The 13501-nt window shown below is 71.6% G+C and carries 10 protein-coding genes; 3 read left to right on the top strand and 7 right to left on the bottom strand.

What is annotated here, in order from left to right; translation table 11 throughout:
* Nucleotides 1-6 precede the first annotated feature (6 nt).
* Both ACFYXF_RS31305 and ACFYXF_RS31310 read left to right on the top strand, forming a co-directional pair.
* Nucleotides 7-822: a phosphatase PAP2 family protein gene (locus ACFYXF_RS31305; protein ID WP_389354649.1), complete on the top strand. Its 816-nt coding sequence runs from the start codon at nucleotides 7-9 to the stop codon at nucleotides 820-822.
* The gene (locus tag ACFYXF_RS31310) at nucleotides 819-1817 is read left to right on the top strand and encodes a hypothetical protein (protein ID WP_389354650.1); all 999 of its coding nucleotides are present in this window, start codon (nucleotides 819-821) and stop codon (nucleotides 1815-1817) included. The genes ACFYXF_RS31305 and ACFYXF_RS31310 overlap by 4 nt, the downstream gene beginning before the upstream one ends.
* A gap of 257 nt (nucleotides 1818-2074) precedes the next feature.
* On the opposite strand, the gene ACFYXF_RS31315 is transcribed toward ACFYXF_RS31310, so the two are convergent.
* From ACFYXF_RS31315 to ACFYXF_RS31340, 6 genes are all read right to left on the bottom strand, one after another.
* Nucleotides 2075-2980 (bottom strand): phospholipid scramblase-related protein, encoded by a 906-nt coding sequence (locus ACFYXF_RS31315; RefSeq protein ID WP_389354651.1) that lies wholly within the window; start codon nucleotides 2978-2980, stop codon nucleotides 2075-2077.
* A gap of 88 nt (nucleotides 2981-3068) precedes the next feature.
* The gene (locus tag ACFYXF_RS31320) at nucleotides 3069-5123 is read right to left on the bottom strand and encodes a phosphocholine-specific phospholipase C (protein WP_389354653.1); all 2055 of its coding nucleotides are present in this window, start codon (nucleotides 5121-5123) and stop codon (nucleotides 3069-3071) included.
* 190 nt (nucleotides 5124-5313) lie between these two features.
* Nucleotides 5314-6837 (bottom strand): sensor histidine kinase, encoded by a 1524-nt coding sequence (locus ACFYXF_RS31325; protein ID WP_389354655.1) that lies wholly within the window; start codon nucleotides 6835-6837, stop codon nucleotides 5314-5316.
* Nucleotides 6834-7574, bottom strand: a complete 741-nt coding sequence (locus ACFYXF_RS31330) for a response regulator transcription factor (protein ID WP_389354657.1) — start codon at nucleotides 7572-7574, stop codon at nucleotides 6834-6836. Before ACFYXF_RS31330 ends, ACFYXF_RS31325 begins: the two co-directional genes overlap by 4 nt.
* 43 nt (nucleotides 7575-7617) lie before the next feature.
* Nucleotides 7618-9786 carry an ArnT family glycosyltransferase gene (locus ACFYXF_RS31335; protein WP_389354659.1) on the bottom strand — a complete coding sequence of 723 codons (2169 nt, stop codon included), beginning with the start codon at nucleotides 9784-9786 and terminating at the stop codon, nucleotides 7618-7620.
* Nucleotides 9787-9806: 20 nt separating this feature from the next.
* Nucleotides 9807-11102, bottom strand: coding sequence for a glycosyltransferase (locus ACFYXF_RS31340; protein ID WP_389354661.1), 1296 nt, complete (start codon nucleotides 11100-11102; stop codon nucleotides 9807-9809).
* 315 nt (nucleotides 11103-11417) lie between these two features.
* Between ACFYXF_RS31340 and ACFYXF_RS31345 the strand changes: the two genes are divergently transcribed.
* Nucleotides 11418-12422 carry a sugar ABC transporter substrate-binding protein gene (locus tag ACFYXF_RS31345; protein WP_389354663.1) on the top strand — a complete coding sequence of 335 codons (1005 nt, stop codon included), beginning with the start codon at nucleotides 11418-11420 and terminating at the stop codon, nucleotides 12420-12422.
* A gap of 5 nt (nucleotides 12423-12427) precedes the next feature.
* On the opposite strand, the gene ACFYXF_RS31350 is transcribed toward ACFYXF_RS31345, so the two are convergent.
* The gene (locus tag ACFYXF_RS31350; RefSeq protein ID WP_389354665.1) at nucleotides 12428-13429 is read right to left on the bottom strand and encodes a LacI family DNA-binding transcriptional regulator; all 1002 of its coding nucleotides are present in this window, start codon (nucleotides 13427-13429) and stop codon (nucleotides 12428-12430) included.
* Between the last annotated feature and the right edge of the window lie 72 nt (nucleotides 13430-13501).

Below are 13501 nucleotides of genomic sequence, written 5' to 3' on the forward strand. Positions count from 1 at the left end.
CGGGGGATGGAAGCCCGCACCGCGCCTGCCAAGGCGGAACCCGCCGGTATACGACGGCCGCCGCTCGTCCGTGAACTCCTGCTGGTCGCAGGCCTGTTCCTCGTCTACAAGTTCGGCAGGCAGCTGGCGACGGGACACACCGCCGAGGCCTTCCACAACGCGACCCGCGTCTGGGACTGGGAGCGCGCCCTCCACCTCCCCGGCGAGGGCGCCGTGCAGTCGATGCTGCTGCACAGCGACACCGCGGTCCACGTCGCGAACACCTACTACGCGACCGTGCACTTTCCGGCCACCGCCGCCTTCCTGGTCTGGCTCTACCTGCGGCGCCCCACCCACTACGTCTGGGCCCGCCGGGTCCTCGCCGTGGTCACCGGGGCCGCCCTGGTCATCCACCTCATCTTCCCGCTGGCCCCGCCCCGGCTGCTGGGCGCGGCCGGCCTCGTCGACACCGGCCAGGTGTACGGGCCCACGGTCTACGGCGCCTCCCCCGAGGCCGACACCCTGTCCAACCAGTTCGCCGCGATGCCGTCGCTGCACTTCGGCTGGGCCCTGATGGTGGCGATCGGCCTGATCGTCGCGACCCGCTCCCGCTGGCGCTGGCTGTGGCTGCTGCATCCGCTGGTGACGCTGGTGGTCATCGTCGGTACGGCGAACCACTACTGGCTCGACGCGATCGTGGCGTCGGCCCTGCTGGGCATCGCCCTCGCGGTCGTCCACCTGCCGCACCGCACCGAGTCGACGGCCGGACAGGGCCAGGGCAGCAGGCTCGCCCCGGCCGACGAGCCCGCCCTCGTGGGCGCGGGACTGGGGGCAGGCAGATGAACACCGCCACCCTCGTCGCCGTCGCCCTCTCCCTTCTCTCCGCCGTCGCCTACGCCGCCGCGGCCGTCGCCCAGGAACGCCTCGCCTCCCGCAACGCCGACGCGGGGATACGACGGCTGTTGGCGACCGGCGCCTGGTGGGGCTCGGTGCTGCTCAACGCGTCGGGCGCGCTGCTGCACGTGGTCGCCCTCAAGTACGGCCCGCTCACGGTGGTGCAGCCGCTGGGCGCGCTCACCCTGGTCGCCGCGGTGCCGCTGGGCGCGCGGATCGCCGGGCGGCGGGTCAGCGCGGTGGAGTGGCGCGGCACCGCCCTGACGCTGCTCGGTCTGGCGGCGATCCTGGTCACGGCGTCCGGTCCGGCGCCCGACGACGTGCTGAGTCTCCCGGAGGCCCTCGCGGTCGCCGGTACGACGATGGTGCTGATCGGGGTATTGGCCCGCCCCGGTGCCAAGCCCGGGCTGCGGCACGCGAGCGCGTCCGGCATCGCGTCCGGGGTGGCCTCGGCGCTCACCCAGACGGTGACGGTGGCGGCGACGGAAGGCTCGGGTGCGCTGCCCGGCTGGCAGGTCATCGGGGTGGCTCTGCTGGTCTCGGCGTTCGCGGCGGGCGGTCTGATCCTGTCCCAGACCGCCTACCGGGGCGGCCTCGGCGGCCCGTTGGCCCTGGTGACGCTGGCCAATCCGGTCGCGGCGGCGGTCATCGGCCTGACGCTGCTCGGCGAGCGGCTCCAGGGCGGGGCGGCGGGCCTGCTGCTGGCACTGGCGGGCGCGGGGCTCGCGGGGTGGGGTGTGGTGACGCTGTCACGGTCGACACCGGACCCGGTCGCGGTGTCCGCCCCGATTCCGGCCACGGTGGAGGTCTCGGTCCTGGACGACGAAGAGCACCCGGTGGCGTCGGTCCTCGCGCTGGAGGCCCACCCGGCCCATCCGGCGCCGTACGAACCGTCGTTGATGCCCCGGCAACCATCGGAGCCGGGACACCTCACTTCGTTGTGAACCGACCGGTTCCTGTGAACCGACCTCGGAGGCCGGGCCCCTCACACCTCTGCGAACCGGCCGGTCTCTGTGAACTGACCGGTCATTGTGAACACGCCGCGGAGCCGGGCCACCACGCCCCTCCGTGAACCGGCCGACACCTGTGAACCGACCGGTCTCTGTGAACCGGCGGCCGCCATCGACACGCCCGTGAACAGTGACTTCGGTCGGCCCCTGTGAACCGACCGAACCACCCCGTCAGCCGTGAACAGCCCCCGTCAGCCCAGACCGCGTGAATCCTGCTTCAGCGCCGTGTCGACCGTCAGCGCTGTCGCCACCACCAGACTCAGCAGGGGCTCGGGCAGCTGGTAGTGGATCTGCAGGACGTAGTTGTCCGAGGTCGTGAACATCGTCTTCGCCAGACCTTCCCAGGTCTTGGTGATACGGGCGACCTCGTTCTCCGCGTGGTCGACGATCGCGAAGTTCCAGGCCCGCCAGTTCTCCGCCTTGATCGCGCCGACCTGCTGACCACCCGCATTGATCGCGAAGTTGATCTTCCCGAACATGTTCTGCTGGACGATCTCGCCGACCGGTGAACCGTCCGGGCGCTGCACGATCACGCGGGACTTCAGGAATTTCCGGGGCCGCGTCAGCAGCAGCACCGGCTGCCCGTAGGCGTCCCGGATCTCCAGCTTGTGCGTCATGAACTGGTCGAGGCTGGAGACGAACCGCAGGATCTTCTTCAGCGCGCTCTGGCCGACCTGGACGACCGAGCCCAGCTCCTTGCCCTGTTGGTCCATGACCTTGTACTCGTTGGTCAGCTCGATCAGCTTGGCCTTCTGGTTCACCACCAGCACCGGCTCGCTGAACAGTGTCCCGCCACCGGCCCCGCCCGCCGCGACCCCGGCCTGCTGCTGCACCTGCCGCTGGACCCGCGCATCGGCACCGGCGGCCGGCTGCGCCGACCCGAACCCCTTCTGCGGCTGGCCCTGGGGCTGACCGAATCCCTGCTGGGGCTGCTGGACCGGCGCCGCCTGCGGCTGCTGGGCCTGGGGCTGCTGCGCCTGCTGCTGGTCGGCATTGGTGTGGTCGGTCCACTGAGATCCGTCCCAGTAGCGGAGCGTCTGGGGGGCTCCGTTGGGATCCGGGTACCAACCTGCAGGTATGTTCGATTGCGTGGTCACCGGGGCACACTACCGTGGCATGGCTGGATGACAACCATGTCCCGGTCAAGGCACCCCGGCCCACTCTCCGCCCTCCCGACAGGCCGCGTCAGCAGGCGGCTATCGCCGGATCGCTCACGCCCACCCGGCCGTTCTCCACGTGCCCGGCGAACCGGCGCAGGAACGACGCGTCCGCGCGGGAGGTGACCGTCAGGTCGTACCACCGCCTGCTGGCGCCCAGGTCCACCCGGTGCCGTACGGTCGCCCCGGACCGCACCTTGATCTTGCGGGCCTGTCCCCCGTACCCGTTGCTCACCGTCAACTCCACCGTTCCGGAGCCCTTGTTGGTGAGGGTCAGCTCGACGTCGTCGCCGACGTGCCGTGCGGTCACCTCGGGTCCGGCGGCGCCCTTGCCCCGGCCCTTGAAGACCCGCAGGAAGCCGTTCGGGCCGTGCACCGTCAGGTCGTACACGTCCTTGGAGTAGGCCGAGTTCCAGGTGTCGGAGACGGTCTTGCCGGCCTCGGTGGTGTAGTGCCAGGGGCCGTCGGTGCGGTTGCCTGACGTCACCACGAAGGCGGCGCCCGCGTGGCTGCCGGAGGCGAAGGCGAGCGTGTACTTTCCGGCCGTCGGGTCGGCCGAACCGTCCACGTACGGGGCGTACTTGAGCGGGCGGGCCGGACGGGTGCCGCGTTCCTGGCGGGGCATGCGCGGGTCGGCCGGCGGGGTGGGCTTGTAGTCGGGGTGGCGGTCGCGGTCCTGCGGCTCGTAGCCGTCGGTCTCCGGCAGCGGGACCGGGTGCGCGTCCTTGCGGGAGAAGTCGAAGGCGGCGGTGAGGTCGCCGCAGATCGCCCGGCGCCAGGGCGAGATGTTGGGCTCGCGAACCCCGAAGCGCTCCTCCATGAACCGCACGATCGAGGTGTGGTCCAGGGTCTCGGAACAGACGTAACCGCCCTTGCTCCAGGGCGAGACGACCAGCATGGGCACGCGCGGGCCGAGACCGTACGGACCGGCCACCCGGCTCGCGTCGCCCTTGTAGAGGTCCAGCGTCACGTCGACCGTGGACTTGCCCTGCGCGGCGGACTTCGGCGGCAGCGGCGGTACGAGGTGGTCGAAGAAGCCGTCGTTCTCGTCGTACGTGATGAACAGCGCCGTCTTCGCCCAGACCTCGGGGTTGGAGGTGAGCGCGTCCAGCACCTGCGAGATGTACCAGGCGCCGTAGTTCGAGGGCCAGTTGGAGTGCTCGGAGAACGCCTCGGGGGCGGCGATCCAGGAGATCTGCGGGAGCGTGCCCGCCTTGACGTCGGCCTTCAGGCGGTCGAAGTAGCCGTCGCCGTTCTTCACGTCGGTGCCGGTGCGGGCCTTGTCGTACCAGGGGTCGCCCGCCTTGGCGTTGCGGTACTTGTTGAAGTAGAGGAGCGAGTTGTCGCCGTAGTTGCCGCGGTAGGCGTCCTGGATCCAGCCCCAGGAGCCGGCCGCGTCCAGACCGTCGCCGATGTCCTGGTAGATCTTCCAGGAGACCCCGGCCCCCTCCAGCCGCTCGGGGTAGGTCGTCCAGTCGTAGCCGACCTCGTCGTTGCCGAGGACCGGGCCGCCGCCCTTGCCGTCGTTGCCGGTGTAACCCGTCCACATGTAGTAGCGGTTGGGGTCGGTGGAGCCGATGAACGAGCAGTGGTAGGCGTCGCAGACCGTGAACTTGTCCGCGAGCGCGTAGTGGAACGGGATGTCCTCGCGGGTCAGGTACGCCATGGTCGTGGCGCCCTTCGCGGGCACCCACTTGTCGTACTTGCCGCCGTTGTACGCGGCGTGACCGTCGGGCCAGGAGTGCGGGAGGCCCTCCAGGAACTGCATGCCGAGGTCGTCGGCCTCCGGGTGGAAGGGCAGCAGGTCCTTGGTGCCGTCCGACTGGTGCCAGACCGACTTGCCGTTGTCCAGGGTGACCGGATGCGGGTCGCCGAAGCCCCGCACTCCGCGCAGCGCACCGAAGTAGTGGTCGAAGGACCGGTTCTCCTGCATCAGGACGACGATGTGCTCGACGTCCTCGATCGTGCCGGTGCGATGGTGCGCGGGAAGGGCGGCGGCACGCTCGATGCTGCTGGAGAGCGCGGTGAACGCCGTGGTCGCGCCCGCGAGTTGGAGGAAGCGGCGCCGGTTGACTTCGGGCATGGGTGAAGGGCCTCTCGTCCTGATGACGGCGATGAGCGTTACGTGACGGAATGGGGGCGCCTGGAGTTTCCCAGGGGTACCGAACGGCACGGAAGGGTCTGGTGGCCTCGGTGTGAAGGTCGTCGGTACACGAGATGAGGGGCGGGCCAAGACCGGCCAACGACGCCTTCAAGCCGGACCCAAGAGACCGCTATGAGTCTGCGGCGCCGTCGGTCCGCCACTCGGCGGGCAGGTTCGGCAGGACGAGGCGGAAGACGCAGCCATGGCCCGGGGCCGTGTCGAGTTCGAGGCGGCCGTCGTGTCCCTCGGCGATGGTGGCGGCGATGGCGAGTCCGAGCCCGCTGCCGCCGTGGGCGCGGGAGCGGGAGGGATCGGCCCGGTAGAAGCGTTCGAAGACGTGCGCGGCGTCGTGCGGGCGGAGCCCCGGGCCCTCGTCGGCGACTTCGACCACCGCCACGGGAGCCCCCTCGGGCAGGGCGGTCGAGGCGCCGGTGCGCCCCTGGCGGCCTGTGCCCACCCGGATGTGCACGGCGGTGCCGGGCGGGGTGTGGGTCCGCGCGTTGGACAGCAGGTTCTCCAGGATCTGCCGCAGGCGGTGCGGATCGCCCACCGTTTCGACGAGTTCGAGTTCGTCGGTGCCGGTGGGGTCGGCCTCGGTGCGCAGCGGGCCGAGGTCGACCGGGTGGGTGGTGCCGTGCAGGGCGGCGGCGCTGACGGCGTCCGCCGCGAGCGAGAGGAGGTCCACCGGTTCGCGCCGGTAGGAGGGTTCCTTGTCGAGGGTGGCGAGCAGCTGGAGGTCGTCGACGAGCAGGCTCATGCGCTCCGCGTTGTGCACGATGAGCCGGTTGGCCTGCCGTCGCTCGTGCTCCGACCGCGCTTCGGGACGCAGCGCGAGTTCGGCGTATCCCTGGATCGCGGTGAGGGGCGTACGCAGTTCATGGCCGGCGTCGGCGACGAAGCGCCGCATCCGCGCCTCCGACGCCTCCCCTTCCCGCAGGGCCCGCTGCAGCCGGTCGAGCATGGTGTTGAGGACCCTGCCCAGCCGGCCGATCTCGGTGCGCGCGTCGGTGTCGGTCAGCCGCAGGCCGAGATCGCCCGCGGTGATGTCCTCGGCGGTGCGTTCCATACGGGTCAGCGGCAGCAGCCCCAGCCGGACCACCCATCGGCCGAGGGCGATCAGGCCCAGGACCGTGACCGCCAGCAGGCCGAGGTTCAGCCACCCGAGCCGCGACAGGGCGCCCTCGACGGTGTCCAGCGGCAGCGCCACCACCGCGCTCATCCCGTCCGGGCCCGAGTACCTGACCACCCGCCAGTTGCTGTCGCCGTCCGCCGCCGGGACGCTCGCCGGACGTGCCTCGCGCAGCCGGAGACCGTCGGCGGAGTCGGGAAGCCGTGGCCCGGCCCGCTTTCCCGTACCCATCGACAGGTTCAGGCGTCGGCCCTCGGAGTCGTAGAAGTAGACCCGGAAGTCGGAGGGCAGCGTGCCTGCGCCAGGGCGGGCGTCGGGGAGGTCGTCGCGGAGCGCGTCGGTGTAGGCGCGTGTCGGCGGGTGGAAGTCGGCGAGCTGCTGGTCGACCCGGTCCAGCAGCCAGGAGCGCAGCACGGCGAAGCCGATCAGCTGGGAGGCCAGCACCGCCGCCGTGGCCAGGACGGTGACGCCCAGGATCAGCCGTGTGCGCAGCGAACCGGGCGGCCGGTGCACAAGTGGTCTCACCGGCCGTCGGCTCCTGTCCGCTCGCGGGGCAGCCGCAGGCAGTAGCCGACTCCGCGCACGGTGTGGATCAGCGGTGGATCGACGCGGTCGATCTTTCTGCGCAGGTACTTGATGTACGTCTCGACGATGCGTGCGTCGCCCGCGAAGTCGTACCCCCACACGTGGTTGAGGATCTGGGCCTTGCTCACCACCCGGGTGGCGTTCTCCATGAGGTAGCCGAGCAGCTTGAACTCGGTGGGCGAGAGCGGGACGTACGCGCCTGCGCGGTGCACTTCGTGCGCGTGCTCGTCCAGCTCCAGGTCGGCGAAGGCCAGCCGCTGTTCCTCCTCGGCGGGCGGGAGCGCGGCGCCGGTGCGGCGCAGGATCGCCTCGATGCGCAGCAGCACCTCCTCGATGCTGAAGGGCTTGGGCACGTAGTCGTCTCCGCCGGCGCCCAGTCCGGTGAGCCGGTCGTGGAGCCCGGTGCGGGCGGTCAGGAACAGCACGGGTACGTCGTTCCCCGCCGCCCGCAGTCTCCGGGTCACCTCGAATCCGTCCAGGTCGGGCAGGGTCACGTCCAGGAGGAGCAGGTCCGGGACGAGGCGCTCGGTCTCCGCGAGGGCCGCTCGGCCGCTGTCGGTGCTGGTCACCTCGTATCCCGTGAGGCGGAGGGTGGACTCCAGCAGGGTGCGGATGCTGGGTTCGTCCTCCACCACGAGAAGCCTGCGCCGGGCCTCGGCCGCGGTCCGTTCGGTCATGACGCCGGTCCGTCCGTTCTGTGGTGCCGTCGTACGTGGTGGCTCAGTCGGCGGCGCAGTCGTACAGCACGGTGGCGCCGCCGAATCCCGTCGTGCCCGCGCCGTCGGCCTGGGACGACGTGCCGCCGTACGACGAGGCGGGCACCTCGGCGCAGTTCTCCGCGAGCCAGTCGGAGCGCTGCTGGGACGGGCCGCCGGACGCGCCCGGGAGTCCGCCGCCGCCCGACTCCGAGCCCAGTACGTAGCGTAGGTCGCCGTTCTCGGTCCACTTCTCCAGCTGTCCGACCGACGGCGCGTCGTCGGAGCCGGAGAAGCCGCCCATGCCGACGACCGTCTCATCGCTGCCGAGGATGAACACGCTGGTGGTCATGGCGCCGCCCTCGACGGCGAGCTTGATACGGGCGTCGGGCGCCTGCTCGACCACGTAGGTGAGGATCTTGCGCTGATCGTCGGTCAGTTGCGCACCGCCGCCGAGGCCGCCGAGTCCTGCGCCTTCTCCGGCTCCGGCACGTGCGCCGGAGCCGTTGCCGTTGCCGGGGAAGGTGGGCAGCCCACCGGACGGCAGCTCACCGGACTGCCCCGGGGCCGATCCCGATCCCGTTCCCGTGCCGCCGGGGAGGTCGGGCATGCCCGAGGGCATTCCGGACGGCATGCCCGAGGGCCGACCCCCTCCCCCGCCGAAGCCCAGCACCGTCGGCCCCGCCGTCGGGTTGGTCCCGCCCATCGCGCTAGTCGAGGCGGGCACGCTCACCGCCCATGCCCCGGGGGCCAGCAGCACCGACACGACCGCCGCGCCGGCCGCCGCGGTGAGCGGCCGCCCGCCCCGCCGGGACAGCAGGAGCAGGGTGATCGCGAGGCAGCCGGACAGCAGTACCGGCCAGACGAGCCAGCCGTTCCAGTCCTGGTCACGGCGGACGAGCGCCACCGCCCAGCCGACGCTCACCGCGACCGCGGCGACACCGACCAGGGGGACCCAGCGCAGTCCGGCACGGTGGGCCCGTACGAGCGTGGCCACCAGCCCACCGCACAACGCGCCGATGGCTGGGGCGAGTTGGGTCGTGTAGTACGGGTGGAAGATGCCCTGCTGGGTGGAGAACACGGCCGCGCAGACCACCAGCCAGGTGCCCCACAGCAGCCAGCCGGCGGCGGGCAGCGGTACGGAGTCCGGCAGTCGGCCGCGTCGGCGCAGCACCGCGCAGCCCGCCGCGACGGCCAGGGCGACCGCGCAGAGGGGCAGCAGCCAGCTGATCTGCCCCGCGACCTGATCGTTGAAGAGACGCCCGAGGCCGGAGGCACCGCCGAACCCGCCGCCCCCGAATCCGCCACCGCCGGGGCCCTGGCCTCCGCCCTCGGAGCCGAAGACGCGGCCAAGTCCGTTGTAGCCGATCACCAGGTCCCAGGCGGAGCCGTCCTCGCTGCCGCCGATGTACGGACGGTCTCCCGGCCACAGGGCCACCATGGCGACCCACCACAGGGAGGACGCCGCCAGGACGGCGCCCGCGCCCAGCAGCCGCCGGACTCGCGGTGCCCAGGCGCCGCTTCCTGCCACGAGCCAGGCGACGGCGAAGGCGGGGACGACCATCCAGGCGGCGAGCATCTTGGTGAGGAAGCCGCATCCGATCAGGAAGCCGCTCGCGCACAGCCACCGGGTCGCGGTCCTGCCGTCGGCCTGCAGCGCGCGGGTGAGCGCGTACGCCGCCGAGAGCAGAAGCAGGACGAGGAGGGTGTCGGGGTTGTTGTCCCGGTTGATCGCCACGGTGATGGGGGTGAGCGTGAGGACGAGGGCGGCGGTCAGCGCCGCGGCCTCCCCCGCCCAGCGGCGCACGGTGCGGTGCAGGACGAGCACCGCGGCCACGCCCTCGATCACCTGAGGCAGGATCAGCGCCCAGCCGTGGAGGCCGAAGATCTTGGTGCTGACGACCTGCGGCCACAGGGCGGCCGGCGGTTTGTCGACCGTGATCACGCCGGCCGGGTCGTAGGCGCCGAAGAGGAAGTTGGTCCAGCTCCGGCCCATCGACTTCACGGCCGCCGAGTAGTAGCTGTTGCCCCAGCCGAGGGAGCCGAGGGCCCAGCCGTAGAGGGCGGTCGCCAGGACGAGGATCGCGGCGAGGGCTGCGGGCGCCGCCCAGGAGGGCAGGGCGCGGCGGGCGGGGCCGGGGGGCCGGTCGGAGGCGGGTGCCGGGGAGGGCAGGGTGTGCGTGGAGTCGCTCATGAGGAGGGGGGTCGCTCTCGTCAGGACGTACGGCGGTGGGGGCTGCGGAAGACGGCCGAGCGCAGGACGGTGAACCGCACGACGGTGACGACGACGGACGCCACGGCCAGTACGGCGGTCTCGGCGGCCGTCGACGCGCCGGGAACGGCGTGCGTGAACCACAGGACGGCGGCCGAGGTGACCAGGTAGCCGAGCACGAACAGGCCTCCCGCGCCGAGATGGGCGCGGGCGGGCGGGGCCGCCGTGTGCCGGAAGGTGAGCCGGCGGTTCGCCTCGGTGTTGAGGACGGTGAGCGCCAGCAGCGACACGAGGTTGGCCGTCGCGGGTGACCACCAGGAGCGCAACAGCCAGTACAGCAGGGCCTGTCCGAGGGTGGAGACGATCCCGATCGCGACGAAGCAGCCGACCTCCCAGGACAGCGCGCCGCGTCGGCCGGTGGGCGCCAGGACCGCGTCGGGGTGCTCGGCGGCCGGTTCGGGACGGCGGGGCAGTTCGACGCGTCCGGCGCCGGACGCCTTCAGCCGGGCCATGGTCCACAGGCCGCGCAGATCGTCGGTCGCGGTGGAGACGACGTCCACGCGGGTGTCGACGTCCTCGACCCAGTCCACCGGCACCTCGTGGACGCGCAGTCCGTTGTGCTCGGCCAGCAGCAGGAGTTCGGTGTCGAAGAACCACGCGTCGTCGCGGGTCACTTCGAGCAGGGGCCGCAGTACTTCCGTGCGGGCCGCCTTGAATCCGCACTGGGCGTCGGTGAACCGTACGCCGTGGGTGAGCCGGACGATGCCGTTGTAGCAGCGGGAGATGAACTCGCGCCGGGGTCCGCGCACGGTACGGGCACCGGCGGCGAGGCGGCTGCCGATCGCCAGGTCGGAGTGGCCGCTGGCCAGCGGGGCGACGAGCGGGAGCAGTCCGTCCAGGCCGGTCGACAGGTCGACGTCCATGTACGCCACGATGTCGGCGTCGCTGCCGGCCCACACGGTGCGCAGCGCCAGACCGCGGCCCTTGCGGTCCAGGTGTACGACGCTCACGCCGGGCAGTTCGTCCGCGAGACCGTGGGCGGTGGTGAGCGTCGCGTCCGTGCTGGCGTTGTCGGCGACGGTGATCCGCCAGGGGAAGGGAAAGCCGTCGCCGAGGCGTGCGTGCAGGGTGCGCAGGCAGCCGGGCAGGGCGCGCTCCTCGTTGTACACGGGGATGACGATCTCCACCGTGGCGGTGGCGGTGCCGGGGGCTGGTCCGAGTGAGCGGGAGGCGGGCTGGAACGGGGCCGGGCGGCTCCTGGCGAGGGCGCGTGTGGGGGCGTGGGGTGTGGGTGTCATGGCTTCCTCAGGCATGAGGGGACGGCAGGGGCCCTGATCGGGGTGGCTGCGCGGCCACTCTTCCGGCTTCGCCTGTGGGCGTCGGGGGAGGAAGCAGGGAACTGACGGGGAGTCAGGTGCGTGCACACGCCGAGCGCACCGGGAACAGCGCCGGACCTTTTGTTGGGACGTCCTGACATACCCGTTGACATCGCCGTTGGGCGGCTCCATAGTACGGGCACTAGAGCGCGCTACTAAAGCGCTCCAGTGGCACCGGCGGGCGGCCCCGCCGATGGCCTTTTCCCATCCTGACCAGCACAGCGAGGTGCACGGGACATGCGCAGAATCCAGCGAGCCACCGGCCTGACCGCCACCGTTCTGGCCGGCGTGCTGTTCGCCGCCGGCTGCTCCAGCGGCTCCGGCGGCAAGAAGTCCGAGGAGAGCGCGGACGCCGCCTCGGCCGGGAAGGCGACCACGCCCCGGATGACGGTCGCGATGGTCACCCACGCCGCCCCCGGCGACACCTTCTGGGACCTGATCCGCAAGGGCGCCCAGGCCGCCGCGGCCAAGGACAACATCAAGCTGATCTACTCCAGCGACCCCAGCGCCGGGAACCAGGCCAACCTGGTGCAGAACGCGATCGACCAGAAGGTCGACGGCATCGCGCTGACCGCGGCCAAGCCGGACGCCATGAAGGACGTGGTCGCCAAGGCCACGGCGGCCGGCATCCCGGTCGTGGGCTTCAACTCCGGCCTCGACAACTGGAAGCAGCTCGGCATGCTGGAGTACTTCGGCCAGGACGAGAACATCGCCGGGCAGGCCTTCGGTGAACGCCTCAACCAGCTCGGCGCCAAGCACGCCCTGTGTGTCGTCCAGGAGCAGGGCCAGGTCGCCCTGGAGGCCCGCTGTGCCGGTCTGAAGAAGGGCTTCAGCGGCAAGACGGACAACCTCTACGTCAACGGTACGGACATGCCGTCCGTGAAGTCGACGATCACCGCGAAGCTCACTCAGGACCCCTCGATCGACGAGGTGGTCACACTCGGCGCTCCCATCGCGCTGACCGCCGTCCAGTCACTGACCGACGCCGGGAGCAAGGCGAAGCTCGCGACCTTCGACCTCAACAAGGACCTGGTCAAGGCGGTCCAGGACGGGACCGTGCAGTTCGCCGTCGACCAGCAGCCCTACCTCCAGGGCTACCTCGCCGTCGACTCCCTGTGGCTGTACAGGACCAACGGCAACTTCAGCGGCGGCGGCACCGCACCCGTCCTCACCGGACCCGCCTTCATCACCAAGGAGAACGCCGACTCCGTCGCCGCGTTCGCCGCGAAGGGCACGCGCTGACCGGCTCAGGCCACCCCTTCCGGGGGTGGCCCGCTGGAGCCCCGTACCACCAACTTCGGCTCCAGCACCGCCTCTTGGGGCGCCAGCTCCGGGTGCTCCAGCCGTCGGACGGCGAAGTCCACCGCGTGCTCCGCCATCAGCACCGCGTCCTGGCGGACGGTGGTCAGGCCGATCGGCATCAGGTGGGAGAGATGACTGTCGTCGTATCCGACGACGGACAGATCGCGCGGGACCTCGACGCCGCCCCGGGTCAGGGCCATCAACAGGCCCATCGCGCTGCGGTCGTTGCCCGCGAGGACGGCGGTGGGCAGCGGCTGCCCCTGGTCGCGTTCCGCGAGGAGCAGCTGCCCGGTCTCGATGCCCGACCGCTCCGTGTGATCGCCGGGAATCACCCGGACCTCGGGCTCCAGCCCGTGCCGGCGCATCGCCGCCCGATAGGCACGCCGGCGGTCGGCCGAGCCGGGGCCGCGTCCGCCGTCGATGTGTGTGATCCGGCGGTGCCCGAGTTCGACGAGGTGGTCCATGGCCTGCCGTACGCCCTTGCCCTCGGCGCTGTGCACGAAGTCCAGGGGGGCGCCGGGAACGCGGCGGCTGACCGAGACGACGACCGTGCGCCGGCCCAGCGCGTCCAGGTAGGCGGCATCGGCGAAGGAGCCCAGCACGATGAGCGCCTCGCAGCGGTGACCGAGCAGGGCCTCGACGGCCTTGGCCTCGCTGCGGCCCTGGGCGGCGGCGGAGAGCAGCACGTCGTAGCCGAGGTGTTCGGCGGCCGGGTAGATGCCCTCGATCAGGTCCGTGTGGAAGGCCTGGTGGACGGTGAACATCACGCCGAGGGTGCGGCTGCGGCCCCGGGCGAGGAGCCGGGCCGCGTTGTCGGGGCGGTAGCCGATCTCGTCCGCGATCCGGAGCACCCGTTCCCGGGTCTCCTCGCCGGCTCCCGGCTGGTTGCGGAAGATGATCGAGACGAGCGCCCGGGAGACGCCCGCCTTCTCGGCGACGTCCGCCATCGTGGGCCGTTGCCTGCCCGATGCGTCCACCTGTGAACCAACCCTCCGAAGCCATTGACAGGACATTTGAAC

The sequence above is a fragment of the Streptomyces sp. NPDC002680 genome (genome assembly GCF_042889145.1).
Taxonomy (GTDB): domain Bacteria; phylum Actinomycetota; class Actinomycetes; order Streptomycetales; family Streptomycetaceae; genus Streptomyces; species Streptomyces adonidis.

Bases quoted from the DNA above. Each gene is read 5' to 3' on its own strand.
- ACFYXF_RS31305 (WP_389354649.1), top strand. From the start codon at position 7: ATGGAAGCCCGCACCGCGCCTGCCAAGGCGGAACCCGCCGGTATACGA.
- ACFYXF_RS31310 (WP_389354650.1), top strand. From the start codon at position 819: ATGAACACCGCCACCCTCGTCGCCGTCGCCCTCTCCCTTCTCTCCGCC.
- ACFYXF_RS31320 (WP_389354653.1), bottom strand. From the start codon at position 5,123: ATGCCCGAAGTCAACCGGCGCCGCTTCCTCCAACTCGCGGGCGCGACC.
- ACFYXF_RS31330 (WP_389354657.1), bottom strand. From the start codon at position 7,574: ATGACCGAACGGACCGCGGCCGAGGCCCGGCGCAGGCTTCTCGTGGTG.
- ACFYXF_RS31335 (WP_389354659.1), bottom strand. From the start codon at position 9,786: ATGAGCGACTCCACGCACACCCTGCCCTCCCCGGCACCCGCCTCCGAC.
- ACFYXF_RS31340 (WP_389354661.1), bottom strand. From the start codon at position 11,102: ATGACACCCACACCCCACGCCCCCACACGCGCCCTCGCCAGGAGCCGC.
- ACFYXF_RS31345 (WP_389354663.1), top strand. From the start codon at position 11,418: ATGCGCAGAATCCAGCGAGCCACCGGCCTGACCGCCACCGTTCTGGCC.
- ACFYXF_RS31350 (WP_389354665.1), bottom strand. From the start codon at position 13,429: ATGGCGGACGTCGCCGAGAAGGCGGGCGTCTCCCGGGCGCTCGTCTCG.